At 43.8% G+C, this 25,898-nt stretch carries 25 protein-coding genes and 3 tRNA genes; 24 read left to right on the forward strand and 4 right to left on the reverse strand.

What is annotated here, in order from left to right:
- Window positions 1-36: 36 nt before the first annotated feature.
- The 4 genes from DW938_RS09650 to DW938_RS09665 all read right to left on the reverse strand — a co-directional run bounded on the left by DW938_RS09650 (window position 37) and on the right by DW938_RS09665 (window position 1,118).
- Complete coding sequence (locus DW938_RS09650; protein WP_118124636.1) at window positions 37-393, reverse strand: DUF6329 domain-containing protein; 357 nt, start codon at window positions 391-393, stop codon at window positions 37-39.
- Window positions 394-761: 368 nt separating this feature from the next.
- A tRNA-Tyr gene (locus tag DW938_RS09655) sits at window positions 762-846 on the reverse strand.
- Window positions 847-867: 21 nt separating this feature from the next.
- Window positions 868-943: transfer RNA gene (locus tag DW938_RS09660), tRNA-Thr, on the reverse strand.
- Between the two features lie 98 nt (window positions 944-1,041).
- Window positions 1,042-1,118: transfer RNA gene (locus DW938_RS09665), tRNA-Pro, on the reverse strand.
- Between the two features lie 391 nt (window positions 1,119-1,509).
- Here DW938_RS09665 and DW938_RS09670 point away from each other — a divergent pair.
- From DW938_RS09670 to DW938_RS09785, 24 genes are all read left to right on the forward strand, one after another.
- On the forward strand, window positions 1,510-2,481 hold the full coding sequence (locus DW938_RS09670) for a hypothetical protein (protein ID WP_118124637.1): 972 nt from the start codon (window positions 1,510-1,512) through the stop codon (window positions 2,479-2,481).
- Window positions 2,482-2,732: 251 nt separating this feature from the next.
- Window positions 2,733-3,602: a substrate-binding domain-containing protein gene (locus DW938_RS09675; RefSeq protein WP_118124660.1), complete on the forward strand. Its 870-nt coding sequence runs from the start codon at window positions 2,733-2,735 to the stop codon at window positions 3,600-3,602.
- Between the two features lie 205 nt (window positions 3,603-3,807).
- Window positions 3,808-4,644: a phosphate ABC transporter permease subunit PstC gene (pstC, locus tag DW938_RS09680; RefSeq protein ID WP_117892300.1), complete on the forward strand. Its 837-nt coding sequence runs from the start codon at window positions 3,808-3,810 to the stop codon at window positions 4,642-4,644.
- A 5-nt stretch (window positions 4,645-4,649) separates the two neighbouring features.
- Window positions 4,650-5,495: a phosphate ABC transporter permease PstA gene (gene pstA / locus DW938_RS09685; protein ID WP_118124638.1), complete on the forward strand. Its 846-nt coding sequence runs from the start codon at window positions 4,650-4,652 to the stop codon at window positions 5,493-5,495.
- A gap of 3 nt (window positions 5,496-5,498) precedes the next feature.
- The gene (gene pstB, locus DW938_RS09690; RefSeq protein WP_022287586.1) at window positions 5,499-6,254 is read left to right on the forward strand and encodes a phosphate ABC transporter ATP-binding protein PstB; all 756 of its coding nucleotides are present in this window, start codon (window positions 5,499-5,501) and stop codon (window positions 6,252-6,254) included.
- Between the two features lie 36 nt (window positions 6,255-6,290).
- Window positions 6,291-6,950 carry a phosphate signaling complex protein PhoU gene (gene phoU / locus DW938_RS09695; protein ID WP_118124639.1) on the forward strand — a complete coding sequence of 220 codons (660 nt, stop codon included), beginning with the start codon at window positions 6,291-6,293 and terminating at the stop codon, window positions 6,948-6,950.
- Between the two features lie 159 nt (window positions 6,951-7,109).
- Window positions 7,110-8,891 carry a Na/Pi cotransporter family protein gene (locus DW938_RS09700; protein WP_118124640.1) on the forward strand — a complete coding sequence of 594 codons (1,782 nt, stop codon included), beginning with the start codon at window positions 7,110-7,112 and terminating at the stop codon, window positions 8,889-8,891.
- A gap of 18 nt (window positions 8,892-8,909) precedes the next feature.
- Entirely contained in the window at window positions 8,910-9,587 is a 678-nt protein-coding gene (locus DW938_RS09705) for a response regulator transcription factor (protein ID WP_118059820.1), read from the forward strand.
- Between the two features lie 27 nt (window positions 9,588-9,614).
- Window positions 9,615-11,345 (forward strand): ATP-binding protein, encoded by a 1,731-nt coding sequence (locus DW938_RS09710; RefSeq protein ID WP_118124641.1) that lies wholly within the window; start codon window positions 9,615-9,617, stop codon window positions 11,343-11,345.
- A 297-nt stretch (window positions 11,346-11,642) separates the two neighbouring features.
- Entirely contained in the window at window positions 11,643-12,416 is a 774-nt protein-coding gene (locus DW938_RS09720) for a DUF4261 domain-containing protein (RefSeq protein ID WP_022287580.1), read from the forward strand.
- A 252-nt stretch (window positions 12,417-12,668) separates the two neighbouring features.
- Complete coding sequence (locus DW938_RS09725; protein WP_118124643.1) at window positions 12,669-14,090, forward strand: MBOAT family O-acyltransferase; 1,422 nt, start codon at window positions 12,669-12,671, stop codon at window positions 14,088-14,090.
- A gap of 14 nt (window positions 14,091-14,104) precedes the next feature.
- Window positions 14,105-16,363 (forward strand): DHHW family protein, encoded by a 2,259-nt coding sequence (locus DW938_RS09730; RefSeq protein WP_118124644.1) that lies wholly within the window; start codon window positions 14,105-14,107, stop codon window positions 16,361-16,363.
- Window positions 16,364-17,419: 1,056 nt separating this feature from the next.
- The gene (locus DW938_RS09735; protein ID WP_118124645.1) at window positions 17,420-17,737 is read left to right on the forward strand and encodes a hypothetical protein; all 318 of its coding nucleotides are present in this window, start codon (window positions 17,420-17,422) and stop codon (window positions 17,735-17,737) included.
- A 69-nt stretch (window positions 17,738-17,806) separates the two neighbouring features.
- The gene (locus DW938_RS14800) at window positions 17,807-17,971 is read left to right on the forward strand and encodes a hypothetical protein (protein WP_167539803.1); all 165 of its coding nucleotides are present in this window, start codon (window positions 17,807-17,809) and stop codon (window positions 17,969-17,971) included.
- A 35-nt stretch (window positions 17,972-18,006) separates the two neighbouring features.
- A complete protein-coding gene (locus DW938_RS09740; RefSeq protein ID WP_117876392.1) occupies window positions 18,007-18,612 on the forward strand; it encodes an L-2-amino-thiazoline-4-carboxylic acid hydrolase in 606 nt (201 codons plus the stop codon).
- Between the two features lie 21 nt (window positions 18,613-18,633).
- Complete coding sequence (locus tag DW938_RS09745) at window positions 18,634-19,218, forward strand: L-2-amino-thiazoline-4-carboxylic acid hydrolase (protein WP_118124646.1); 585 nt, start codon at window positions 18,634-18,636, stop codon at window positions 19,216-19,218.
- Between the two features lie 20 nt (window positions 19,219-19,238).
- Window positions 19,239-19,676 (forward strand): GNAT family N-acetyltransferase, encoded by a 438-nt coding sequence (locus DW938_RS09750; protein WP_118124647.1) that lies wholly within the window; start codon window positions 19,239-19,241, stop codon window positions 19,674-19,676.
- Window positions 19,677-19,702: 26 nt separating this feature from the next.
- Window positions 19,703-21,502 (forward strand): HAD-IIIC family phosphatase, encoded by a 1,800-nt coding sequence (locus DW938_RS09755; RefSeq protein ID WP_118124661.1) that lies wholly within the window; start codon window positions 19,703-19,705, stop codon window positions 21,500-21,502.
- A complete protein-coding gene (locus DW938_RS09760) occupies window positions 21,495-21,740 on the forward strand; it encodes an acyl carrier protein (protein WP_022288344.1) in 246 nt (81 codons plus the stop codon). Before DW938_RS09755 ends, DW938_RS09760 begins: the two co-directional genes overlap by 8 nt.
- A 183-nt stretch (window positions 21,741-21,923) precedes the next feature.
- Window positions 21,924-22,487 carry a hypothetical protein gene (locus tag DW938_RS09765; protein WP_022288345.1) on the forward strand — a complete coding sequence of 188 codons (564 nt, stop codon included), beginning with the start codon at window positions 21,924-21,926 and terminating at the stop codon, window positions 22,485-22,487.
- Between the two features lie 19 nt (window positions 22,488-22,506).
- Complete coding sequence (locus tag DW938_RS09770) at window positions 22,507-23,037, forward strand: inorganic diphosphatase (RefSeq protein ID WP_038670519.1); 531 nt, start codon at window positions 22,507-22,509, stop codon at window positions 23,035-23,037.
- Window positions 23,038-23,952: 915 nt separating this feature from the next.
- Window positions 23,953-24,372 carry a division/cell wall cluster transcriptional repressor MraZ gene (gene mraZ, locus DW938_RS09775; RefSeq protein WP_256320806.1) on the forward strand — a complete coding sequence of 140 codons (420 nt, stop codon included), beginning with the start codon at window positions 23,953-23,955 and terminating at the stop codon, window positions 24,370-24,372.
- The gene (gene rsmH, locus DW938_RS09780) at window positions 24,372-25,307 is read left to right on the forward strand and encodes a 16S rRNA (cytosine(1402)-N(4))-methyltransferase RsmH (RefSeq protein WP_118124648.1); all 936 of its coding nucleotides are present in this window, start codon (window positions 24,372-24,374) and stop codon (window positions 25,305-25,307) included. Before mraZ ends, rsmH begins: the two co-directional genes overlap by 1 nt.
- A gap of 73 nt (window positions 25,308-25,380) precedes the next feature.
- Window positions 25,381-25,857: a cell division protein FtsL gene (locus DW938_RS09785; RefSeq protein ID WP_118054261.1), complete on the forward strand. Its 477-nt coding sequence runs from the start codon at window positions 25,381-25,383 to the stop codon at window positions 25,855-25,857.
- Window positions 25,858-25,898 lie beyond the last annotated feature (41 nt).

Consider the following 25,898-nt stretch of genomic DNA (forward strand, 5'->3'; position numbering starts at 1 on the left):
TTTCTCGCTGCATAATTCTTGTTCGAATAAAATGTGTCAAGTGATATTGACAAAACCATCCTGCAAATGCGTCTGAATATGATTTTCGTACAACAGCTTTGCGTTTGGAATATACTGAACGTATCTAGCGTAGGATGAGCCTTCAGCTTCGATCAGCAGACCGTCACCCTGTTCCTCATCGTAGATCAGCAGACAATGATAAATATCATCTCTGTCGCAGTACATCAAATCTGTGTTCTCAGCGATCAGGTCATTGTCCTGCAAGGGATGCCTTTTTAAATTATCAAACTCAGCATGAGAAACTGCTATCGCTTTTTCCACCGCACAGGACTTTGTCTTAAATTCTGCCTCTTTGCGAAGCAGGTTAGTGTTGATTATCAATTTTTCATTCATTGACTTTTCCTCCGTTCGTTTTGTTTCCTTTTTATATAGTACATCTGCCACATGGGTATCACGTCCTTTCTTGAGAAATAAAAAAAGGCCGCTTTGTCGTTTATCACATTTCGTGATATTTGACAAAACAGCCTTCTAAACTTTGTGAATGTTTTTTCATAAAAAAAAGCAAGCCGGGAGCGAAATCTGCTCAAAGCTTGCCGTTTTATTTGACAATATTCATTTGTCGAGGGTTCAAATCCTTCCGGTCGGTGAAAATCATGAAAAAGCATCCATGGTTTTACACTAAAAATTTTCGACTGAAAAGCATGAAAAAAGCCCGTAAATACGGGCTTTTAAGGGTGAGCATCCATTTAGTCTCACCAATATGGTGGGAGAAGGTGGATTCGAACCACCGAAGCTAGAAGCAACAGATTTACAGTCTGCCCCCTTTGGCCACTCGGGAATTCTCCCATATGAATGAAAACAAAATAATGGAGCTGGTGGACGGACTCGAACCCCCGACCTGCTGATTACAAATCAGCTGCTCTACCAACTGAGCTACACCAGCTTGTATTGCTTGATCTGTCGAACTGACGATATCTATTATATCATATTTCCAAGCACTTGTCAAGCACTTTTTATTTTGTTTTCATTTTTTTAAAAAAGTGGTCGAGGCGACAGGACTTGAACCTGCGGCATCTTGGTCCCAAACCAAGCACTCTACCAAACTGAGTTACGCCTCGTAGTTGACGTTGCACACGGTGGGGAAAAGTCTCCAGCCACGGAAAAGTTCCAAGCTTTGTGTGCCTTGAGCTTCATAGATGTTTCTGTGAAGCATTTGTCTGCGTCATCAGACAGCTTAATTATTATACTCCCCAATGCCCGTTTTGTCAATAGGTTTTTTATCACTTTGTATACTTGCACAATTATGTCCTGCTTAAAAGCGATACAAATGTTATTCTTCAACAAATTATACCGTGATATCATAAGAAAACATCAAAAAATAGTGTTCGTAAAAGAGCCTTTTTTAAAAGAATGGTATAATTTGATGATATTTTGGTGAAACCTGTTGATTTTTAAAATGGTTTGTGTTATCATTATATTTAACAGATAATATTCGGGAGGAAAGTAAAAATGAAAACAAAGGAATGTCCTTTTTGCCATAAGGAAATATCCGAAGAAGCAATACTCTGTAAGTATTGCCACAACCTGCTTATAGACGAAAGCACACCTGTTACGGAAGACAGCAAGCAGGAGGAGCAGAATTTCACCTCTGCCGACGATGCCGACAGAACAAGAGTGTTCACAAAGCAGGAGGCACAGGAGTATGAAGAGAAAACAAGAGCCTTTACCGTGCCTAAACAGCCGGAAGAGCCTACAGAGTTTTTCTCCGCACCAATAGTTGATAGCCATGATAATAATGACGGCTCTGAGAGTTATCAGGATAATTATGATAATGGCGGTTATTCTGACGATGAAAACGATTATTCCGATGATGATACAGAGGATAACGATGACGCTTCCAGAAAGAAGCTCTTTGCAATTACTGCCACTATCACAGTGGGTATACTTGTGGTGGTCATTCTTGCTATAGTTGCAGGCTATAAGATCTTCGGCTTTGGCGGAACAAATAATAAGACCACTACTACCACAAAGCCAAAAACAACTGTTGCCGATGATGACGACAGTAAGGGAGGCGTGTTTGTCGATACCGAGAGCAGTGCAGTTTCTACTGACACAAATACCACTACCTCACAGCCGGCTGACGAAAGCTCAACACCAGCCACCGAAACTTCTGCACCTGATACAGAAACAACGACAACTACCACAACAACTGCCTCAGATACAGAAACTACCACAACTACCACAACTACAGCAGACTCAAAGCCTGACGAAACTACAACAACTACATCAGCCGAGAGCGGAGATTCTGCAAAGGCTGTCGCCGCTATCACAGCTCAGATAGACGGCAAGGTGTCTTCATATGAATACAGAACTGAGGATGCAGGCTTCCTGTATTATTACTTCTTTACAGAAGACGGTCACGGCTACAGCGCTGCATATAATAAGGCAGACGGCTCAGTTGTTCTTGAACAGAACTACTGATTTTAAATAGAATATCACCGATTTTACAAAGTGCGTTTTCCTTGTGAGAACGCACTTTTTTTGTGTGTAAACTCCTTTGCAAACATCTTACAATGACTTTACTTTACTTCGGTTACTGATTTTACAATGCTGATGTATCATAAGTATATCACCTGAATAGAAATAACATGAAGACCTGCACACAGGGTGCAGAGAGAAAAGGTGCAAATCAAAAAGCCCCAAGGGCAAGTATAAGAAAGAGGTTTTATATCATGAAAACAAGAACATCAAAACTGGCAGCGATCTTTACATCAGTTGCACTTGCAGCCACAATGCTCGCAAGCTGCGGAGGAAACTCAGATAAGATCACAGTTATCTCCCGTGAAGACGGCTCAGGAACAAGAGGCGCATTCATCGAGCTGACTGGTATCGAGGAAAAAGATTCAAACGGCAACAAGACCGATAATACAAAGAAAGACGCCCTTATCTGTAAGTCAACAGACGTTGTGCTTACTCAGGTGTCAGGAGATAAGAACGCTATCGGCTATATCTCATTCGGCTCACTGAACGATACAGTAAAGGCTCTTAAAGTAGAGGGCGTTGAGCCTTCAACAGCAACTATCGAAAGCGGCGATTATAAAATAGTAAGACCTTTCAATATCGCTGTTAAAGACGGACTTTCAGATGCCGCTCAGGACTTTGAGAACTATATCCTCAGCTCAGAGGGTCAGGATATCATCGAAAAGGCAGGCTACATAAAGATCGACAAGAGCGCAGCAGCTTACTCTTCAAACAACGCTTCCGGTAAGGTAGTAGTCAGCGGTTCATCATCAGTAACACCGGTTATGGAAAAGCTTGCAGAAGCATATCAGAAGGCAAACACAAACGTAACAGTAGACGTTCAGCAGTCAGACTCCTCAACAGGTATCAAGGACGCTATCAACGGCACATCTGATATCGGTATGGCTTCAAGAGATATCTCGGACGACGAGCTTTCACAGGGTATCAAGTCTGTAACTATCGCTCAGGACGCTATCGCAGTTATCGTAAATAAGGATAACGCAGTTGACGATATCACAATGGACGAGATAAAGGCTATCTATACAGGCTCAAAGACAACATGGTCTGACGAAAGCAAATAAGCTATCAAGTTAATTCTCCATAAAGATTTGCACAAGACAAAACTTTGGGCGGCACAGCAAATTGTCGCCCCGTTTGTCTGAGCAAAAAACAAGTGAAAAATTTTCAGAGGTGATAATTACGTTGACGGAAAACACAGCGGTGGCAGCGAATACAGCCGCTCAGAAGCCAACAGCAAAACAAAGTTCCCACCTGCTTGAGAAAGCAATGAAAGCATTGTTTTTCCTTTGCGCCTGCGTTTCAGTTGCGGCAGTAATAGTAATATGTATCTTTATGTTCGCTAAAGGCTGTCCTGCGATCGCCGAAATAGGCGTGGGAAACTTCCTCTTCGGAACAGACTGGAGTCCTAGAAACGTTCCTGCTTCATATGGTATCTTCCCTATGATAGTAGGCTCTCTATACTGCACAGCAGGAGCTATCATAATAGGCGTGCCTATAGGACTTTTAACAGCCATATTTATGGCAAAGTTCTGTCCTAAAAAGCTTTTCAAGTGGCTCATGCCTCCAATAAATCTTCTTGCAGGCATACCGTCCATTGTATACGGCTTTTTCGGCATGGTAGTTGTAGTTCCTGTCATAAGAAACCTTTTCGGTGGAACAGGAAACAGCGTGCTTACAGTTTCCATTATCCTCGGTATCATGATACTTCCTACTATCGTGGGCATGAGCGTGAGCGCACTTAAAGCCGTTCCTGACAGTTACTATGAGGGCGCAGTCGCCCTTGGCGCAACACACGAAAGAGCAGTGGCAACAGTCGTTTTCCCTGCCGCAAAGTCAGGCATACTCGCAAGCGTTATCCTTGCAGTGGGCAGAGCAATAGGCGAAACAATGGCAGTCATCATGATAGCAGGAAACTCCACTATCATTCCACACTCCCTCCTGGACAGCGTCCGTACCCTCACAGGCAATATCGTAATAGAAATGAGCTATGCCGAGGGACTTCACTATGACGCTCTTATCGGAACAGGCGTTGTGCTGTTCGTGTTCATTCTTCTTCTGAACCTTTGCTTTAACCTTGTCACAAACAGAAAGGATAAAAGGTGATAAAAATGTCAGACAGAATGAAAACCTATAAAACACACCCCATGTCATTGGTGTTCAATATCCTAACCAAAATAGCAGTTGTGCTTACAATAAGCGTGTTCGTTCTTATCGTGGGCTATGTGGTGATAAAGGGCGTTCCTTATCTGAAACCGTCCCTCTTCGCAAAGACCTATACCACCGAGAACGTGTCAATGCTCCCTGCTATCGTGAACACCTTTGAAATGCTTCTGGTGTCCCTGGCAATAGCCGCACCTCTGGGCATATTCTGCGCAATATATCTTGTTGAGTATGCAAAGAAAGGCAATAAATTCGTCAGAGTGATAAGACTTACTACAGAAACACTTTCAGGTATCCCGTCCATAGTCTACGGACTTTTCGGAAATATGTTCTTTGTGCTTGCCCTTAACTGGAAGCTCTCAATGCTCTCGGGCGCTTGCACATTGGCGATAATGGTGCTTCCGCTCGTGATCCGTTCTACCGAGGAAGCGCTGAAATCTGTAGACGACAGCTTCCGTGAGGGCAGCTACGGACTTGGCGCAGGAAAGCTCAGAACTATCTTCGTTATCGTTCTGCCTCCTGCAATAAGCGGTATCCTCTCAGGCGTTATCCTTGCAATGGGAAGAATTTTCGGCGAAACAGCCGCCCTTATCTATACCGCAGGAACTATTGCCAAGTATGCAGGCCTTACAGACTCAGGACGTACCCTTTCTATCCATATGTATTCACTTTCCAACGAGGGACTTTATATGAACGAAGCAAGCGCCACAGCAGTTGTCCTGCTGGCAGTAGTCCTGCTTCTTAACGGACTTGCGTCCCTTGTTGCCAGAAAGCTTTCCAAAGGAGGAAACTGATAAATGACACAGCCAAAACTGCAGGTGAAAAACTGCGATCTCTTTTATGGAGATTTTCAGGCTCTCAAAAATATAAACTTGTCCATAGCCGAAAAGGAGATAACCGCATTCATAGGCCCTTCAGGCTGTGGAAAATCTACTCTTCTTAAATCCCTCAACCGTATGAACGACCTTGTAGAGGGCTGTAAGATAACAGGGGATTTTACTCTTGACGGGGAGAATATCTATAAAGATATGGAAATAACCGAGCTTAGAAAGCGTGTGGGAATGGTTTTCCAGAAACCAAACCTCTTTCCGATGTCCATATATGATAATATCGCATACGGCCCAAGAACTCATGGCATAAAGAAAAAAGCCGACCTTGACGAGATAGTCGAAACAACTCTCCGTCAGGCTTCCGTGTGGGACGAAACAAAGGACAGACTTAAAAAGTCCGCCCTGGGTATGTCAGGCGGACAGCAGCAGCGTATCTGTATCGCCAGAGCACTCGCCGTAAAGCCGGAGGTGCTTCTTATGGACGAGCCTACATCAGCCCTTGACCCTATCTCCACTATCAAAATAGAGGAGCTTGCCACAGAGCTTAAAAAGAATTACACTATCGTTATCGTCACCCATAATATGCAGCAGGCGACCCGTATATCCGATAAAACAGCCTTTTTCCTCCATGGCGAGATAGTCGAGTTCGACGAAACTCAGCGTATCTTCTCCAATCCTAAGGAACAGAAAACACTGGAGTATATCACAGGACGTTTCGGATAAACGCTTTGGAAATATAGGTGAAAGGAAGAAATATCTATGCGTGCGAATTTTGACAATAAGCTCAGCGAGCTTAATAAAAAGCTGCTTTCTATGGCAGCAATGACAGAGCAGATAATCGCAATGTCAATAAAATCTCTTGAAGAGCAGGATACAAAGCTTGCCCGTGAAACGGTGGAGTTTGACGCCAAGATAAACGAGGCGGAGCGTGAGGTAGAGAGGATCTGTCTTAACCTGCTCTTGCAGCAGCAGCCTGTTTTTGCCGAGGATCTCAGACGTGTGTCCGCTGCACTTAAAATGATAACCGATATCGAGCGTGTTGGCGATCAGTCAGCAGATATTGCAGACCTTAATATCCGGCTCATAAAGAAAAAGCAAACTTGGGATCTTAGCGACATCAGTGAAATGGCAAGAGCCGCCACACAAATGGTGAACGACGCTATCGACGCCTATGTGAACGATGACGAGAACCTCGCCCGAAAGGTCATAAGCTCTGACGATAAAATAGACGAGCTTTTTGTAAAGACCAAGGATAAGATAATCGACGAGATAGCAGCCGATAAGGCAAACGGTGAAAAAGCCATAGATACCCTCATGGTGGCAAAATACTTCGAGCGTATCGGTGACCATGCGGTAAATATCGCAGAATGGGTGGTATTCTCCGTAACAGGCGTGCATAAAACAGAAAGGATCATGTAAAATATCATTATAAAAGGCGGAAATACCGCCTTTTTGCTCTTCTTGTACGATTTTACTCAGATTTTACTCAGCCTGATTTGTTATTTTACAATTATGTTGTATAATGTTCATTGTAAACATTGTAACAATAGTGTAAAATTATTATCAGGGAGTGTCAGTATGACGATTTTTAATGTTCTGACCCTTATAGGCGGTCTTGCAATGTTCCTTTACGGAATGAATGTAATGGGTAACGGGCTGGAAAAACTCGCAGGAGGAAAGCTTGAAAAAATATTTGAAAGGCTCACCTCAAACCCTATCAAGGCAATGTTGCTTGGACTTTCTGTAACAGCGGTCATTCAGTCCTCCTCAGCCACTACAGTAATGCTCGTGGGCTTTGTAAACGCAGGCATCATGAAGCTCCATTCCGCCATAGGCGTTATAATGGGCGCAAATATCGGTACTACCGTAACAGCGTGGATATTGTCTTTGTCAGGACTTAACGGCGACAGCTTTATTATCAATATGCTCAAGCCGTCCTCGTTCTCGCCTATCCTTGCGATAATAGGCGTTGCAATGCTGACGTTCTCAAAAAACGATAAGAAAAAGGATATCGCATCTATACTCGTAGGCTTCGCAGTGCTCATGTTCGGAATGGACTCAATGAGCGGTGCAGTCGCACCTCTGAAAGACGTTCCTGAGTTCGCAGAAGTCCTTCTCTGGTTCAAAAACCCTATTCTGGGCGTTCTTGCAGGCGCACTTCTTACCGCTATCATTCAGTCCTCATCTGCTTCTGTTGGTATCCTCCAGGCTCTCTCAGCCACAGGTGCAATAACCTTCGGTTCTGCATTGCCGATAATACTCGGTCAGAATATAGGTACTTGCGTAACAGCTCTGCTTTCATCAATAGGCACAAGCAAGAACGCAAAGCGTGTTGCAGTTGTCCACCTCTATTTTAATATAATAGGAACAGTGCTTTTCCTTACAGTTTTCTATCTGCTCAATGCCTTTATCGGCTTCTCGTTCGTTGACGGAGTTGTGGGCGCAAAGGAGATAGCTATTGTGCATACTATATTCAACCTGTCAACATCTATCGTGCTTCTGCCATTTATCAAAGTCCTTGAAAAGCTTGCCTACCTCACTGTCAAAGACAAAGAGGGGGAGGGAAATAAGGACAATATCGAAGAGCAGTTCAAGCTTCTTGACGAAAGATTTCTCCAGTCACCTTCTTTTGCAGTTGAAAAGTGCAGAGAGCTTACAAACCGCATGGGCGAGATAGCAAAAGAAAGCATAGACATGGCAATGAGCATCTGCGTCGATAAGTACGATAAGGAAAAGGCAGAGCAGATAGCCGCAAATGAAGCAGCCGTTGACCTCTATGAGGATAGACTCGGCACATATCTTGTAAAGCTTTCCAGCCGAGATCTTTCTGCAAAGGATTCTCAGTCAGTTTCAACTATACTTCATGTTATAGGCGACTTTGAGCGTATCTCCGACCACGCCATGAATATGGTGTCCGTTGCCGAGGAAAAACAGCAGAAGGATCTGAATTTCACATCACAGGCAACAGCCGAAGTAAAAGTCATGTGCAGTGCCGTAAGAGATGTTTTGGATATCGCCATGGAAGCTTTTGAAAAGCACGATCTGGAGCTTGCCACAAGAGTTGAACCGCTTGAGGAAGTGGTGGATAAGATAAGAACAAAGCTTAAAAACCGCCATGTAAAAAGGCTTCAGACAGGCGAGTGTACCATAGAAATGGGCTTTGTGTTCTCCGATCTGCTCACAAATTTGGAAAGAGTTTCAGACCATTGCTCAAATATAGCGGTCTGTCTTATACAGGAAAACGACGAAAGCTTTGACGTCCACGAGTATGTTCAGATGCTTAAAAATTCAGGCGAGGGCTTTGACGGACAGGTCAAGCGCTACAGCGAGAAATACGCTCTGCCTGCTAAAGAGTTTTAAAGAAAAGGGGTAAGATCTATGGCACTTATATATTGTGTAGAAGACGATGACGGAATAAGAGAGCTTATATCCTGCGCGCTTAGATCGGGCGGATATGAGGTGAAAGCATTTCCAAAAGCAAAACCGTTTTATGAAGAGATAAGAAACAAAGAGCCTTCGCTGGTGCTTCTTGACATAATGCTTCCTGACGAGGACGGATATTCCATACTTTCAAAGCTCAAAAAAGACAGCCACACTCAGGACGTTCCTGTTATAATGCTTACCGCAAAATCAAGCGAGCTTGATAAGGTGTCAGGGCTTGAAATGGGCGCAGACGACTATATAACAAAGCCGTTCGGCGTAATGGAACTGCTTTCAAGAATAAAAGCCGTTTTAAGACGTGCAGGCAAGCAGAACGCCGAAGCCGATGTCATAGAAGAACAGGGCGTATCCCTTGACGCTTCAAGACGTATCTGTACATATAACGGTCAGGAGGTCGTTTTGACCTATAAGGAATTTGAGCTTTTGATGTATCTTATGCGCCATAAGTCCATAGCCGTGAGCCGTGATAAGCTTATGGAAATGGTCTGGGGCTATGAGTTTGCAGGGGAAACAAGAACTGTTGATATGCACATCAAGACCCTCAGACAAAAGCTTGAAGCCGCAGGCTGTACGGATCTTATCAAAACAGTCCGTGGCATAGGCTACAAAATATAAAAATTTTCAGATAAGGAGGAACAGCATATGCAGAAAAAACTCTATAAAGTCATGACGATACTTGTTTCATGTACAGTGCTGTTTTTCCTTTTAGTAGCAGGCTCTCTCGGATATTCTACCTATCAGCGTTTCACTAAAAATGAGCTTAAATCCGCTGCAAAGCTCGTTGCCGCAGGAAACAATAAACCCTCAGAAATGGCTGATATTTTGGAAAGATCAGTAGAATATGATGTCCGTGTCACCTTCATCGACGCACAGGGCAATGTAAAATATGACTCTGAAGCAGATCCCACCAAAATGGAAAACCACTCCGACCGTGAAGAGTTCAAAGAGGCTACGGCAAATGGCGAGGGCGAATCCACAAGATTTTCCAAAACCCTTGGATATAGTACATATTATTATGCCATAAAGTATAACGGCGGCGTGCTGAGATTTTCTACAGATAAGGCGAACCTTGCAGGGGTGTTTCTTGCAGTGATACCAATGCTTGTGGTGTTCGCAGGAGGAATAATCTTTATCACCACCATAATCTCCATAAAGCTTTCAGAAAGCATGATAAAGCCGATAAATTCCCTTGTAAAACAGCTTGATCTGAGGAATGAGAATATCGGTCAGTTTGAAACGCCTTATGAAGAACTTGAACCTATCATAAAAAATGCAGACGTTCTTATGGGACGAATACATAAGAACATGAATAAAATAAAGGCAGAAAGAGAAAAAATATCACTTATCACTGAAAATATGGTTGAGGGCATGATACTTCTTGACGAGGACATGACAGTGCTTTCGGTGAATAAGAGCGCCTTGAAAATTCTCGGCAACAGCTTTGATCCTACGGAGCATACCAAGATAGACCATATGACAAACGATCAGCAGATAATAGGTCTGCTTGAAGAAGCCAAGGAAAGCGGTGCAGCAAACGGTATCATCACAGAAAAAAGCCGTTTTTACCGTACCTTTGCAAATAAGGTCTACAGCGAAAATACCCTTGATTTTGGTATCATAATCTTCTTTGTTGACGTAACAGAGGAGATACAAAGCGAGCAGATACGCCGTGACTTCTCAGCCAACGTATCTCATGAGCTTAAAACTCCGCTTACCACAATAAAAGGCTTTGGCGAGCTTCTTGAAAACGGCATTTTCACCAAGGAAGAGGACGTGAAGAAATACGGCGGTATGATATATCGTGAAAGTGAAAGACTTTTGTATCTTATAAACGATATTATCAGGCTTTCCCAGATAGAGGAGCAGGAACACGTTTTGTCTGATAAAATAGACCTGCTGAAAACCGCCCGTGACGTAGAGGAGATACTCCGTCACAAGGCAGATAATAGAGAGGTCACAATGACCATTGAGGGCGAACCTGTTCAGATATACGGCAATCAGAGCTATATCACAGAACTGTTTTTAAATCTCATGGACAACGCCATAAAGTACAATCATGAGGGCGGAAGCCTGAAAGTAACGGTCGGCATAGAGGACGGCAAAGCTTTCGCAGTGTTCAGCGACACAGGCATAGGCATATCCGACGAACATCAAAGCCGAATCTTTGAACGTTTTTACCGAGTTGATAAAAGCCGTTCCAAGAAGATAGGCGGCACAGGCTTGGGACTTTCTATTGTAAAGCACATAGTCGCATATCACAGCGGTGAGATATCCCTTGAAAGCGAGCTTGAAAAGGGAACTACCATAACAGTGAAGCTGCCTTTTAACGAGCCTGAAACACAGCAGGCTGAGGAAACAGCGGTAACAGAATAATAACCACGCCGTTCTGACGAGAAGTCGGGACGGCGTTTTTGTGCAGGTACATGGTATACAAATTATTAAGGGGAAGGGAGATAAAGAAAGGACAAAAAAACAAGCGGGCGACCAAAGGTCGCACCAGTATGTCGCAAAAGTGTTAAATCAACGGGCGAACGCTGTTCACCCCTACAAAAAAATCATCGCCGCAGGCGATACCATAATTCCTCATTCCTCACTTACAAAGGCGGTTGCATTTTTTCACTAAGTGTGCTATAATGACCTCAACAGACTTTATCTTATGGAGGTAACAAAATGTCAGAAGAAAACAAAAACGTTCAGGAAACCAAGGACGATAAAAAGGAAGGCAACGTCCTTGCAGGCTTCGTTCTCTACACAGACGCTAACATGGATTGGCTCAGATTTAAAAAGTTTCTGAAAGACGATTGGAACATCGTTCCGCAGGACGATGTAAAAGACAACGCTATGGTATTCAAGGTTGGCGATATGGTGGTCGCTTGCTCACTTATGCCTAACCCAGTTCCTAACAAGGAAGCTGAAAATGCGGCAAAGTATAACATTCTCTGGAAAGAGGGCGCAAACGAGGTCGCTAAGCATCAGGCGCACGTTATGCTCGCTGTAATGAATAAAACAAGCGCTGTTGAGCAGGCTATCCTCTTTGCAAAGGTGGCAAGCTCTCTGCTCAAGCTCGATAACGCTATCGGTATCTATAAAGACCCGACAGTTTATGAGAAGAATTTCTATGTGAACTTTGCCGAAACTATCAAAGACGGCGAGTATCCGATGCCTATTCTTATCTACACAGGTATGTATCTTGCTAAAACAGGTCTTTGTGCTTTCACATCAGGCATGAGATTTTTTGGATATGAGGAAATGGAGATAGTTGACTCTCCAAAACAGCCTAACGACCTGCTTGGATTTTTGCTTTCTATCTCCGAGTATGTGCTTTCTGAGGGCGTTGAGCTTAAAGACGGCGAAACTATCGGCTTCTCTGAGGAGCAAAAGCTCCCTATCACTCTGTCAGACGGCGTGAGCGTTCCGGGCAAGACCCTGAAAATAAAGTATTAAACAGCGTAAATGCGTGACTTTCTGTAGGGGCGGACATTGTTTGCCCGTTATCGGTCACTTGCACATGATTTTTTAGATATTTCTAAGCCGTACAATTTGTGCGGCTTTTTTTGTGCATAACCGAAAAACTTTCCGCAGACCGCTGTTTTAATTGACTTTTAGTGTGTTCAGTGATATACTTAAATGTGTATCGCCTTTTGTCGGAATAAGCCGACAATGGCTGTTTTATCAATTTTTGTTAGGAGTTTTGTTGTGGTATTTGCAGATCTATTTTTCTTGTATTTTTTCCTGCCTGTGTGTCTGATATGCTATTTTATCACACGCAGTACAGCCATAAGAAATGCAGTGCTGGTGGTGTTTTCACTTATCTTTTACGCATGGGGCGAGCCTGTCTGGGTTAGTATCCTCATAGTTTCCTCCCTTGTGGACTACATAAATGGTCGGGTGATAGAAAAACACCCCGAAGGCTGGCAGGCAAAAGCGGCGCTTGCATGGTCGCTTGTCTTTAACCTTGGGGTGCTGTTCGGTTTCAAGTATACGGCGTTCTTTGTGGAAAATCTCAACAATTGGTTCGGCCTAGGAATACCGGTGCCTAATATCGTTTTGCCTATCGGTATCTCTTTCTATACGTTCCAGACTATTTCCTATACCGTCGATTGCTATTGGGGCAAGGTCAAGCCTCAGAAAAACTTCGGCAGATTTCTTTTGTATGTATCCATGTTCCCACAGCTTGTTGCAGGACCTATCGTAAGATACTCCGTTATCGGCGAGGAGATAAACGAAAGAAAGACCACCGCCAAGGATATCTCCGACGGCTTTTCAAGAATAATCCTCGGACTTGGCAAAAAGGTCATTATCGCAAATAATCTCAGCACCATTGTAACAGCCCTTTTCGGCTCTGCTTCAAACGGCTATGAAAATATAAAGACCCTCTCTGTGGCAGGCACATGGCTTGGCGCAATTCTTGTGGGTCTGTGGTATTATTTTGACTTCTCAGGCTATTCAGATATCGCTATCGGTCTTGGCAGGATATTCGGCTTCCACTTTGATGAGAACTTTAAATATCCTTTTATCTGCAAAACTATCTCAGAGTTCTGGCAGAGGTGGCATATCTCCCTTAGCTCATTTTTCAGAGATTATGTGCTTTATCTCCCTATCTTCGGCAAAAGAAGAAAATACGGAGGACTTTTCCTTGTATGGTTCTGCACAGGACTTTGGCACGGCGCAAGCTGGAACTTTGTTTTCTGGGGACTTTACTATGGAATGTTCATATTCTTTGAAATGCTCATAGGCAAAAAGCGCATGAAGAAAATGCCCGTACCCCTTGCACATATCTATACAAAGCTTGTTATTTTCATAGGCTTCGGAATATTCTATTTTGAGAACCTCGGCTCGCTGGGTACGTTCTTCAAGGCACTTGTTGGCGCAAATGGAAACAAGCTGACCGACACAGTTACACAGCACCTTTTCATGAACAATATCTGGCTTTTTGCAGTGGCAGTGCTTTTCACAATGCCTGTTATACCAAAGATCAAAGAAAAGGCGCTCTCTGCAAAGGGTACAGCCTATTTTATGCAGTCAGCAGGTATCCTATGCAATGCGGCGATACTTGTTCTCTCAAGCGTTTTGCTTGTGAACACAACAAACAATCCGTTCTTGTATTTCAGATTTTAGGCAGGTGAAAGAGTATGGCAAATAATAAAGATTTTGAAAAGGACTTCAAACTGCCTGATACAAAGGCTCTTTCAGAAGCCTATACAGAGTATCTTGACAGCGTTACTTTCGGTGGAAAGCCTATAGGCGAGGAAAAGAAAAAGCCTGAAGCTGTCAACATGGCAAAAGTTGACGAAACGGAGAAAAGTTCCACTGTCCATGACGAGATAGTGGAAAAGATAGTCAGAAAAAACAAGGCTCTCAGCCACAGCATTTGGACGGACGAGCCTGTTTTGAAGCCAAAGAAAAGCGTATGGCTAAATACTGACGATGATAATGAAGAAGCATTGAAAAAAGTTGAGAAAAAAGCTGAAAAAGTTGAAAATTCTCAGTCTGTACAAAAAGCTCAGGAGAAAAATGCTGAGAAAAAGGCTTCTGATAATGAAGTTATTATCCCATTTTCCAAAGAGAAAAATCACATAAACGGCACTAAAAAAGAGATCTCTGTGGCAGTTTCAGCAGACGGAACTGTGAAAAAACTGCCGAATAAGAAGAATTTCGTGCTGAAGATACCTGACAGCTATTATAGGGAATATGACGCAGCGGCACAGGATAAAGGCCCTGTTATCGCAGGAAAAAGGGTCGAGATAATCGACAAGAGAAGCCCTGAGAAAAAGCCTGAGAATGCTCAGAAGCCCAGCAGGGTAGAGGCGACAATAAATGTCAGAGTGCCTGTTCAGAAAGAGGAGGAGCCTGTCAGGAAAGCTGAAAAAAAGGCTGAACCTAAATCTGAGCCGAAACCTGATCCTGTGGAAAAAGAAGAAAGCGACGCTAAGGCAGAGGAAGCTTACAGAAAAGGCATCGAAAAGGCAAAAAAACGTCGTGAGGAACGTGAAAAGGCTAAGAAAAACAATATTCATGAGCTGGAGTTTAATGTTATAAATTCTGTTGTTTGCCTGCTTATTGTTTTCGGTGTGTTTGCGGCACTGCTTGTGATGAAGCGTGAAAGCGGTTTTATACAGTCAGAAAACAGAAACCTTGCGACATTTCCGAAATTTTCGCTGTCATCATATTTTGACGGTGACTTCACAAGCGGAATAACCGAATATTTTACCGACACTGTTCCAAACAGAGAAAAGCTTAAATCTTTCTGCTCTGATTTCACGAATATGCTTGGAATAAAGCTCAACGATACTGTTATAACAGGCGATTTCAAAACGGTGGAAAAAGAAGAGCTGGATCAGGATAAGATCGCAAAAACAACAACGGTAACGGCTTTTACAGGTTCGAGGACCACCACCACTGCGGATACAAAGACCACCGACACAAGCACAAATACGAAAAAATCAACGGAAAGCGAAAAGGTAGTTGACGTTCCTGACAATCTTGACGACGGTCAGTGGGAGGGTGACGTTATAGTATCCGGCAAGGGCAAAAATGTTCGTGCAATGGGTGCATACTATGGCACGTTCGAGAACGGCGACAAGTATGCGAACACCATAAACAAATGGAAGGCTGACCTTGGGGACAGCGTGAACGTATACAATATGTCTATCCCGACTTCGGCGGCTTATTATATGCCGAACAATCTCAAGGACGCTGTTTCAGATCAGAAAGACAATATCGACAACATTGCCGCAGGTCTTAACGGAATAATCAACACCGATGTTTATGACTCTCTGGCTGAGCATACAAAGGAATATATCTACTCAAGGACGGATCATCACTGGCAGCCTTTGGGAGCATATTATGCGGCGCAGGTTTTTGCCGATCAGTCGGGAATAGATTTTCCAGACCTTGATACCTACGATAAATGGGAGATAGACGGCTTTGTGGGAACTATGTATGCTTACAGCAATTACAACAGTGAGTTGAAAAAATATCCTGACAAGTTTATTTACTATAAGCCTGACAATAATGATGATCTGACGGTAAAGTATTATGATACAGAGTTTAAAAACCCTGTGGAGTCTACGCTGTTTTTTGACTATGCAGAGGGCGTGAACTGCTATTCTGCGATACTCAACGTGGATCAGGAGATAGCTGAGATAGACACGGGCGTGGACAATGGCAGAGTGCTTGTGGTGTTCAAAGACAGCTTTGGAAATGCTCTGATACCATTTTTCACCCATGGCTTCTCGAAAATTTATGTTTGTGATTTCAGATATTTTGATATAAACGCCATTGATTTTTGTAAAGAAGTGGGTTGCACAGACCTGCTGTTTGCAATATCGTTGACTAGCTGTTCAACGCCTAGTAAGGTGGATTGTTTGAATAATATTAGGATACAGTAGGAGCTAAGTGAGGAGTGGAGTTAAGTGAGGAATGAGGAGTGAGGAGTGAGGAATGAGCATAGCAGACCAAAGTAAATTGCAAGCATAAAGTAAAATAAAGCACCGAGCGAAGCGAGCAAAAGGTCCAGGGACACGTCCCTGGTCAGGGTCAAGGGGTGAAACCCCTTGTGGGTACAGGGCAAAGCCCTGTCGGAGTATGAGGCAGAGCCTCATTCGGCGCAAGCCGACAAGGTGCAGATTTAATGAAAAATAGCATAAAGAAGTCAGATATTAGATGAAAGTGATATTGGAGAATTAAATCTGCACCGCCTTTCTATCCCATAGCAAAACGTAGATACGCAAAGAGCGGAGCGATTTTGCGGAGGAATAAACTATCAATAAAAATTGTAGGGGCTTGGCGAAATTTCTGTTCGCAAGCTCACAAAAATGCGACAGCCCGCTATTTCTTGCCCATTAAATTATCGGGGAATATCACAATAATGTACCTCGAAAATAATTTGGCATCAAAGATACAACAATCACAGCATTACACCTCCGAGCGGGCTGTCGAGGGCGCCAGCCCCTACAAGCGTGATAGGATAGTTTTTTGTTCTGTCCTACAATGGTTGTAATCGTGGACTTGTTTCTTCGACGGGCGAACGCTGTTCGCCCCTACAGATTTGTTGCCGTAATTTTGTCCGATATATATATTCAATTTTCAAGTTGCGTTCGGGGTGTGTCACCGAGTATAATGCCCTAGGTTTTGCATACACAAAATACCGCAATGCACACCCACGCTTTGACACAAGTACTCTACAGCCTGTTCCAGAAACGCACCTCGGTTTCACTAAGTCGCAGGGCTTGTACGTGCCCGCAAGTATCAAAACGCTTTCTACTTATCCCGAAAATCACCACTTTTGTTGCATAAAAAATGCAACAATTGCAGAAATGTTGCCAAATTAAAAGATAAATCATTTGTTTGCACAAATTTGTGGGGCGAATCTTGTGCAGGGTGATGATAAAATGTGAGTTATCAGAAAATAAAAAATAGATGCTTTTGGCATAGGGGGTATGCTTATGAAGAAATTTTTGGCTATAGCGGCTCATGTTATCAGTGGTCTGGGAAATGACCTTTTGGGCTGGGTGGTAATCATTAGCTTTGAGCTGACAGGCAGTGAGGGGAAGTTTCAGGACGATGTTTTTCACTGGATAATTTTTGCTTGTGGCTTGATACATATTGCGGTGAGCGTGCTGTACAGTTTGTTGGTTTGGGAAAAGGGTACAGCGAATAGTCACGCTCGGTCGGGGAAGATTTTGGCGGTGTATGATATAATTATGGCACTGGTGCCCTATGTGTACTGGTTTGCGGTGTGTGTGTGTTGTAGGTTTGGGTAAGGTGAAGCTAACGGACGAGGTTTGCCGTATGGCTTTGGATAATATGTGATAGGCTGGAGGTTGAGCGTTATGAAAAAATTTAGGACGGTGGCGGCTGTTGTTATCATGTTTTTTGCGGCTATGGCTGGCTATTTTGTCGGGGCGGCATTGCAGGAGGAAATGGGCGGTGCGATACTTTTTGCGGTGATAGCCGGGTTTGCTTGCGTTATTTACAATATGGATAATCGGGAATAGAGTTGGCGTTGTTTAACGGATAGAAAGGTGAAAATATGGAAAATACGTTTAGTGTGAAGATGATATTTCACTTTTATCACAGTGTGGTAAAGGCGGAGCTTAAAAGGAGAGGCTTTTCTAAAGAGGTGGCTAAGAAGATAGAGGAAGAGCATGGGAAGATAGTTGCGAGGGCTAAGGATATTGGTAAGTCAAAGCTTTTGAGTTCGTACATTATGGCGAGCTATTACATTGCAATGAACAGGAGCACAGGGAAGTCTGCGGAGGAGAATTTTGAGATATTCCGTGACGGGCTTTGCGCTTCAAAGCTTTTTCACAAGGTCATGGGTGATGTGGACAGTTATCTTGACCCTAAGAAGATGCCAGGGCGTTTGAAATGGTCGGAAGACAGCCACAAGAGGTTATATGAGAACGATTGGGTGGTGGATATTCTGCCGGGCAATGGTGAATATGACCTTGGGTATGATTATCACGAATGTGGGGCGTGCAAGCTTTGTAAAGACGAGGGGTGTCCTGAGCTGGCGGCTTACATATGCAGAATGGATTTTGTGCTGGCGGACATGATGAACATGAAACTCGTTAGGACGGGGACTATTGCTGAGGGTGCATCTTACTGCGATTTTAGGTACAGCAGGAAGAAGTGATAGCAGAAAGGTGCGGTGAAAATGAAAATAAAACAGCAAAAGCAGATAAAGGCGTTTTTGGCAGAGAGTTTCGGTAATGACAGGGGAGGAAAGCTGTTTGAGATGCAGGACAAGGCTCTTGGGGAAATCATCGGGAACACAAAGGGCAAGACGGAAAATCAGATGAAAACGCTTATACAGACCATTTTGCCGAGGATAGCCCTTTACAAGAGTTTCATTGCGGCGGGGCTTTCTGATGATGATGTATACAAGTATATGCGCAAATATATGCTGGAGATAGTGGCGGCGAAGAAACATTCTTCCACGGTGAAAATGGAGATAGTGCCTGGGTTTTATGCGATATACAGCAGGGTATTTTTGAAGATAATGCGCACCACTGATCTTCAGGAGAGCGTTCAGGAGCATGGTAAGGATTATTTCAACGTCACCATAACAAAGTGCCTTTGGCACACGGCTTGTGTTGAAAACGGCTGTGAGGAGCTTTGCAGGCTGTTTTGTGATGTTGATGATGTTACATACGGTGGACTTAAAAAGATAGTGTTTACCAGGACTAAGACGCTGGGGTACGGCGGTGACTGCTGTGATTTTCATATGTTTAGGAAGTAGTGGGAGCTTGGTGAATTATCATGCAGATAAGAAAGCTTCAAAAATCGGACATTGACAGGGTGGCTGATATATGGCTAAACGCCAATCTGAATGCACATTACTTTATTCCTTCTCAATACTGGAATGATAATTTTGAGCCAGTAAAGGATATGCTGCCGCAGGCGGAAGTTTATGTATACGAATGTAATGGAAAAATACAAGGCTTTATCGGGATAAATGGTGGATATATCGAGGGCATTTTTGTTTCAGAAGAAGTGCGGTCGCAGGGGATAGGAAAACTGTTGCTGAACTATGCAAAAGATAGAAAAGCTAAACTGTCTTTAAACGTTTATCAGAAAAATACTCGGGCGATACGTTTTTACGAGAGAGAGGGCTTTGCTATAAAATGCGAGGGTCTGGACGAAGCTACCGGTGAAAAAGACTATGAAATGATATGGGAACGAAAATCGGATCTATAGGTCATATATATAAAAGCGAGGGCAATATGAAAGAGTTGGAGTATCCATTTGACAATGGGTTTATAATGAAAAAGAAAAGGTCGCTGAAAAGGCAGCTTTTGGGCGACGGAGCGGTGCGGCTGAAAAAGAGGGTGGCTGTGCTGGGCGGCTCGACTACGGACGATATCGTGTCGGTATTGGAGCTGTTTTTGCTTGACATGGGCTTTGAATGTGAGTTCTATCAATCGGAATACGGACAGTTCTGGCAGGACGCTGTGTTCTCAAACGAGGAGCTTGACCGCTTTAAACCTGATATCGTTTATATACACACGAGCCTTAGAAACCTCAGCTTTTCTCCTACCCCCAGGTCGGGTGAAGAGGAGATAGAGCAGGGGTTGAATGATGAGCTTGACAGGCTTTCTCAGGCTTGGGACGGAGTGAAAGAGCATTTCGGCTGTCCTGTGATACAGAACAATTTTGAGCTTCCGTTTTTCCGCCTTATGGGAAACATGGACGCTTCCGACAGGCATGGAAAGGTGAATTTCGTCACAAGGCTCAATTCGGCTTTGTATGACAGGATAGCCCGGAGGTCAGAGGTTTATCTCAATGATATAAACTGGCTGTCAGCGGCATATGGGCTTGAAAAGTGGAGCGAGCCGAAGTATTGGTATCTCTACAAATATGCGCTAAATATCGAGGCTATACCTGAGCTGGCTTTTCAGGTGGCGAATATTATAAAGGCTATCTTTGGCAAGAACAAAAAGGCTTTGGCTCTTGATCTTGACAACACTCTTTGGGGCGGCATCGTTGGTGACGACGGTGTGGAAAATCTCGAGATAGGCAAGGAAACGGCTGAGGCAATGGCTTATTTTGAGTTTCAGCAGTATGTTAAGGCGCACAAGGACTTGGGCGTGCTTTTGACGGTATGCTCCAAAAACGAGGAAGAGAACGCTTTGGCTGGGCTTTCCCACCCTGAGGGCGTGCTAAGGCCTGATGATTTTGTGGCGATAAAAGCCAACTGGCTTCCAAAGGACAAAAATATCGTTGACACGGCGGAGGAGCTTAACATTCTTTCTGAGGCGTTTGTTTTTGTGGACGATAACCCTGCGGAGAGGGAGATAGTCAGGGGACAGCTTGCAGGTACGGCTGTGCCTGAGATAGGGGAGGTCACGGACTACATAAGAGTGCTTGACCGCTCGGGATATTTTGAAACTGTTACGCTTTCTGAGGACGATCTCAAACGCAATGATATGTACAGGGCGAACGCTCAGCGTGCAAAGGCGCAGAGCAGGTTTGCGGATTATCATGATTATCTTTTGAGTCTTGAAATGACGGCAGAGATAGGGGATTTTTCGCCTTTGTATCTGCAAAGGATAACTCAGCTCACCAACAAGAGCAATCAGTTCAATCTCACCACAAAGAGATACACTGCGGAGCAAATGGAGGCGGTCTATAACTCTGATGAATACATAAGGCTGTATGGAAAGCTTTATGACAAATTCGGTGACAACGGCGTTGTGGCGGTGACTATCGGAAAGACAGACAGCGAGGACAAGGGCAGGCTTGATATCGAGCTTTGGCTGATGTCATGCCGTGTGCTGAAAAGGGATATGGAGCTTGCTATGCTGGATAGTCTTGTGGCACAGGCGAAAAAGCGTGGCATAAGGGAGATATACGGGCATTATTACCCTACGGCGAAAAATAAAATGGTGGCAGGGCTTTATGAAAGCTTCGGCTTTGAGAAGATATCTCAGGACGAAGAGGGCAACGCGGCTTGGCGACTTTTAGTTGAGGGGTATGAGGATAAAAATACTGTTATAAAGGTAAAGGAGGAGCATTATGCTTAGCAAGGACGAGATAATTGAAAGACTTGATGATGTTTTCAGAGATGTTTTTGATGATGATACTTTGGAGGTGGACGAGAACACCACGGCTGATGATATCGAGGATTGGGACTCTATCGAGCATATCACTCTTATCGGTGCGGTGGAGGACGAGTTCAAGATGAGGTTCAAAATGGGCGAAGTTTCGGGTATGAAAGATGTGGGCGAGATGATCGGCATTATCGAGCAGAGAGGCAAGTAACAGGCTGTTTGCGACATATGCGTGAGAACGCTGTTCTTTTTCTGAATTTTGTGATTTCTATCGGCGGTATGGCTGAAAGGCTGTACTGCCGTAAACTTTTAATGTAAATTCATAGGTTATACTTGAAATATCTGCGAAAATGGTTTATACTATTGGTAATAAAACTATTTTACGGAGGATATTATGGAAGATAATTTTACCCTCTGTCAGGGCGTATCTGTGGGCGGAGCGGAAAAACTGCGGTCTTGTTGCCACATTCAGGGGGATAATATAAGGGGTGTGCTGAGTTGTGACATCATGGCGAAGGTCGCCTGCGGTGTGATAGAGAAGCTCGCTGAGCCTATATTCTTCTTTCTGGAGCTTCCTGACAGCGAAAGAGATGGATACAAGACCTATTATCTTGATAACTGCACGAAAGAGGTCGCTCTTGCCATAATGAAGCGTTACGGCACTGTGCTTGTAAATGACGGAGTATCGAGATTTGGATTTGGCTCGCACAAGAATGACGAGGAGATATATTTCACAGACTATCAGGAATTTCAGATATACTCACGCAATCCAAAGAAGCTTGAGAAGCTTTTTGACAGACTTGGGATAGACGTTGTGGGTGAAGATGAAGTTGTAACACTGTGGGACTTGATAAACGAGGACAACGCCGGTTGTATCTCATGCGTTGAGGCGGACGGCGAAACGGTTTTTGACATACCTGAAAATCTAAAGTCTGAGGGTATGTACGAAGCTGAATGAAAATACAGGAGGAATGTACATGAACATCTGGCACGATATTTCACCAAAGGTGATAACAAAGGAAAAATTCACGGCAGTAATAGAGATACCAAAAGGCTCAAAGGTAAAATACGAGCTTGACAAGACCACGGGTCTTCTGAGAATGGACAGGATACTTTACACATCGACCCACTATCCTGCAAACTATGGTTTTATTCCTAGGACGTATGCAGAGGACGGCGACCCGTTGGACGTACTTGTGCTTTGCTCGGAAACGCTTGCGCCTTTGTCTTTGGTTGACTGTTATCCTATAGGCGTTATCTCCATGCTTGACAATGGTGCGGCTGACGAGAAGATAATCTGCATTCCGCTCAATGATCCTACATACAACATATATAAGGACATTTCAGAGCTGCCTAAGCACATTTTTGATGAGATGTGTCATTTCTTCTCGGTATACAAGGCACTTGAACACAAGGACACTGTGGTCGATGATGTTAAGGATCGTGAACACGCTACTGAGATCGTGGCACAGTGTATCGACAGATACATTGAGAATTTTTGTAAGTAAATAACTGAGGCTTGGCGGACGCACCGAGGTGCGTCCGCTTTTTTTGTGTGCGGATTTTCGCAAATTGTGTAGGGGATAGTTTATTGTGTTGCAAAATCGCTGCGCTCTTTGCGGCGGCTTCTTTATCTGTTTAGCTATGTCATTCCTCATTCCTAACTCCTCATTCCTCATTTGAACGCCGCTTTCCACTGCATATTGTATCTCGTGGCTTGTTGTTGCCTTTTTTGCCACTTTATTTTGCGGTTTTGTGCAATTTTACTATTATTTTTGGCTGTTTTAACGTTAAAAACCCTCTCTCATGCTCCATTCCTCTTCAATCTTTATTTTCTTTATCTAAGCAATGAAAATTTACAAAATCGGAAAGTGTAATAATTAAATCAGAAAACAAATTTCCTTGTTACCGAATTTTAACCTTTTTGCGACACTATATTCTACCGTTCATCACCCTTCTTGCTTTTTCTGTCACAGCGTCAGAAATAATTGTGCTTTTTTTCGCAAAACCTATTGACGTATACTATATGTTGTGTTACAATAACTTTATAAGGTCAATACGATGTGAATGTATGGGAGTTTCACGGAAATATCTGCTATCTTTATACAGGTGCAAATGTTTAAAATACCACAAGATATTGTGTAGTGTAAAATTAATTAAAAGTTTACAAATTACAAGTTGGTGACAAATTAAAAGGTGAAAGTTACAAAATCCCCCTAAAATCTCTCTTAAATTGACCAAGTGTCCAAGAAAAATCCCTTGCAAAAATTCACTTTGGGAAATATTACTGTTGCAATTTTCTATAATATAGTGTATAATTATTGTACGGTGGTTAAAAGTGCAAAAAAGTGGTGATGAGTGCTTCGAAAGTGGCATTTCATTGCTTAACTCGGTCAAGGGAGGTGAACGGCTTGCAGGCGTGCTTGCTTAAAGGAACTTACAATCAGACTATGGACGCTAAGGGAAGAATGACTTTTCCTACTAAGCTCAGAGAGCTTATCGGCGAGCGGTTCATTGTAACTAAAGGTATAGACGGCTGTCTGTTCGTTTATTCCCTTGAGGATTTCGAGAAAAGAGCCGAAAAGATCAGAAGTCTGCCTATGGCTAAGGCGAGAGCTTTACAGCGAAGCTTTATGGCGTGGGCGTGCGAGGTCGAGCCTGACAAGCAGGGCAGGATACTTGTTCCGCAGTCACTGAGAGAGGTGGCAGGGCTTGAAAAGGAGATCGTTGTGGCCGGAGTATCTGACAGATGTGAGATATGGGATAAAAAGCGCTGGGACGATTTCAACAGCAGCATTGATGATAACGAGCTTATGGAAGCTCTGGAGGGGCTTGATTTTTAATGGAATTTAACCACGTTCCCGTACTGCTTGATGAGTGTTTGGAGGGGCTGAACATTCGACCTGACGGCATTTACTGCGACGGCACTGCCGGAGGAGCAGGACATTCGAGAGAGATCGCTAAAAGGCTTGACGGCGAAAAGGGCGGCAGGCTTGTGGCTATAGACAGAGATCCCGAGGCGGTGAAAACTGCGACTGAGCGGTTGGCGGGCTATCCTGCGACTGTTGTGAGAGGGAATTACTCTGAGATAGACGAGATATTTGAAAGGCTCGGCATAAGCGGTGCTGACGGCATTCTTATGGATCTGGGCGTTTCCTCTTATCAGCTTGACAATGCGGAGAGAGGCTTTTCCTATCACAATGACGCACCTCTTGACATGAGAATGTCAGGGGAGGGGCTTTCCGCCAAGGACGTTGTGAACGGATATGATTATCAGAGCCTTGCGAGGATAATTTTCGAGTACGGCGAAGAAAAGTTTTCAAGAAGCATTGCTTCTAAGATAGTAAAATACAGAGAACAAAAACCGATAGAGACAACTATGGAGCTTGCCGAGATAATAAAAAGTGCAGTTCCGCAGAAGGCAAGGCGTGAGAAAAATCCTTGCAAAAAGACTTTTCAGGCTATCAGGATAGAAGTGAACAAGGAGCTTGAACATTTGAATATCGCTCTTGACAAGGCATTCGATTGTCTTAACGTGGGCGGCAGGCTTTGCATAATCACTTTCCACTCGCTGGAGGACAGATTGGTAAAGCAGAGATTTCAGAGCTTCTGCAAGGGCTGTATATGTCCGCCTGATTTTCCTCAGTGCATATGCGGAAGAACGCCTAGGGGAAAGCTTGTGAACAGAAAACCTATAGAGGCTGATGAAAAGGAGCTTGCGGAGAATAGCAGAAGCCGCAGCGCTAAGCTCAGGGTGATCGAGAAGATCAAGGACTGAGTGAAATTTGTGTGAAATTGGGAATGTGTAAATAACGGGCTTGCCCGTGGATCGTGAGAGGTGTTTTACCGCAATGGCAAAGGTACATAACTTGGCATTTGATTACAGTGCCTATGACAACGCTCAGGAGGCGGAGGCTCAGAGAGCCATAAAATATAAGAAAAACCCTGCACTAAAGCAGAAAACCATATCGGTAGTAACTGTGATAGGCATTTGTCTGCTGGTGGCTGTTGTTCTTGGAACGATGATATACGGCAGAGTCGAAATATCAAGTCTATGTTCGGAGCAGACCAGACAGGAGGAACAGCTTGCTCAGCTTCAGGGAGAGAATGTAAGCTTACAGTCAGAGCTTGCTCAGAAGACCAATATGTCAAAGGTCGAGGAGTATGCCGAGAATGAGCTGGGACTTAAAAAGCTGGATAAATCTCAGATAGAGTATGTAACTGTGGAGTCAGACTCGGTGGCAAAGGTGGTAAAGGCCGAGGACGACAATGTGTTCGTTAAGATAAAACACTGGTTCAGCTCTGTTCTGGAATATATCGGGGCTTAGTGAATAAAATAATTATGGGGAAAGTTAGGGACAAGATATTT

The organism is Ruminococcus sp. AM43-6, assembly GCF_003461785.1.
GTDB classification, from domain to species: Bacteria; Bacillota; Clostridia; order Oscillospirales; family Ruminococcaceae; genus Hominimerdicola; species Hominimerdicola aceti.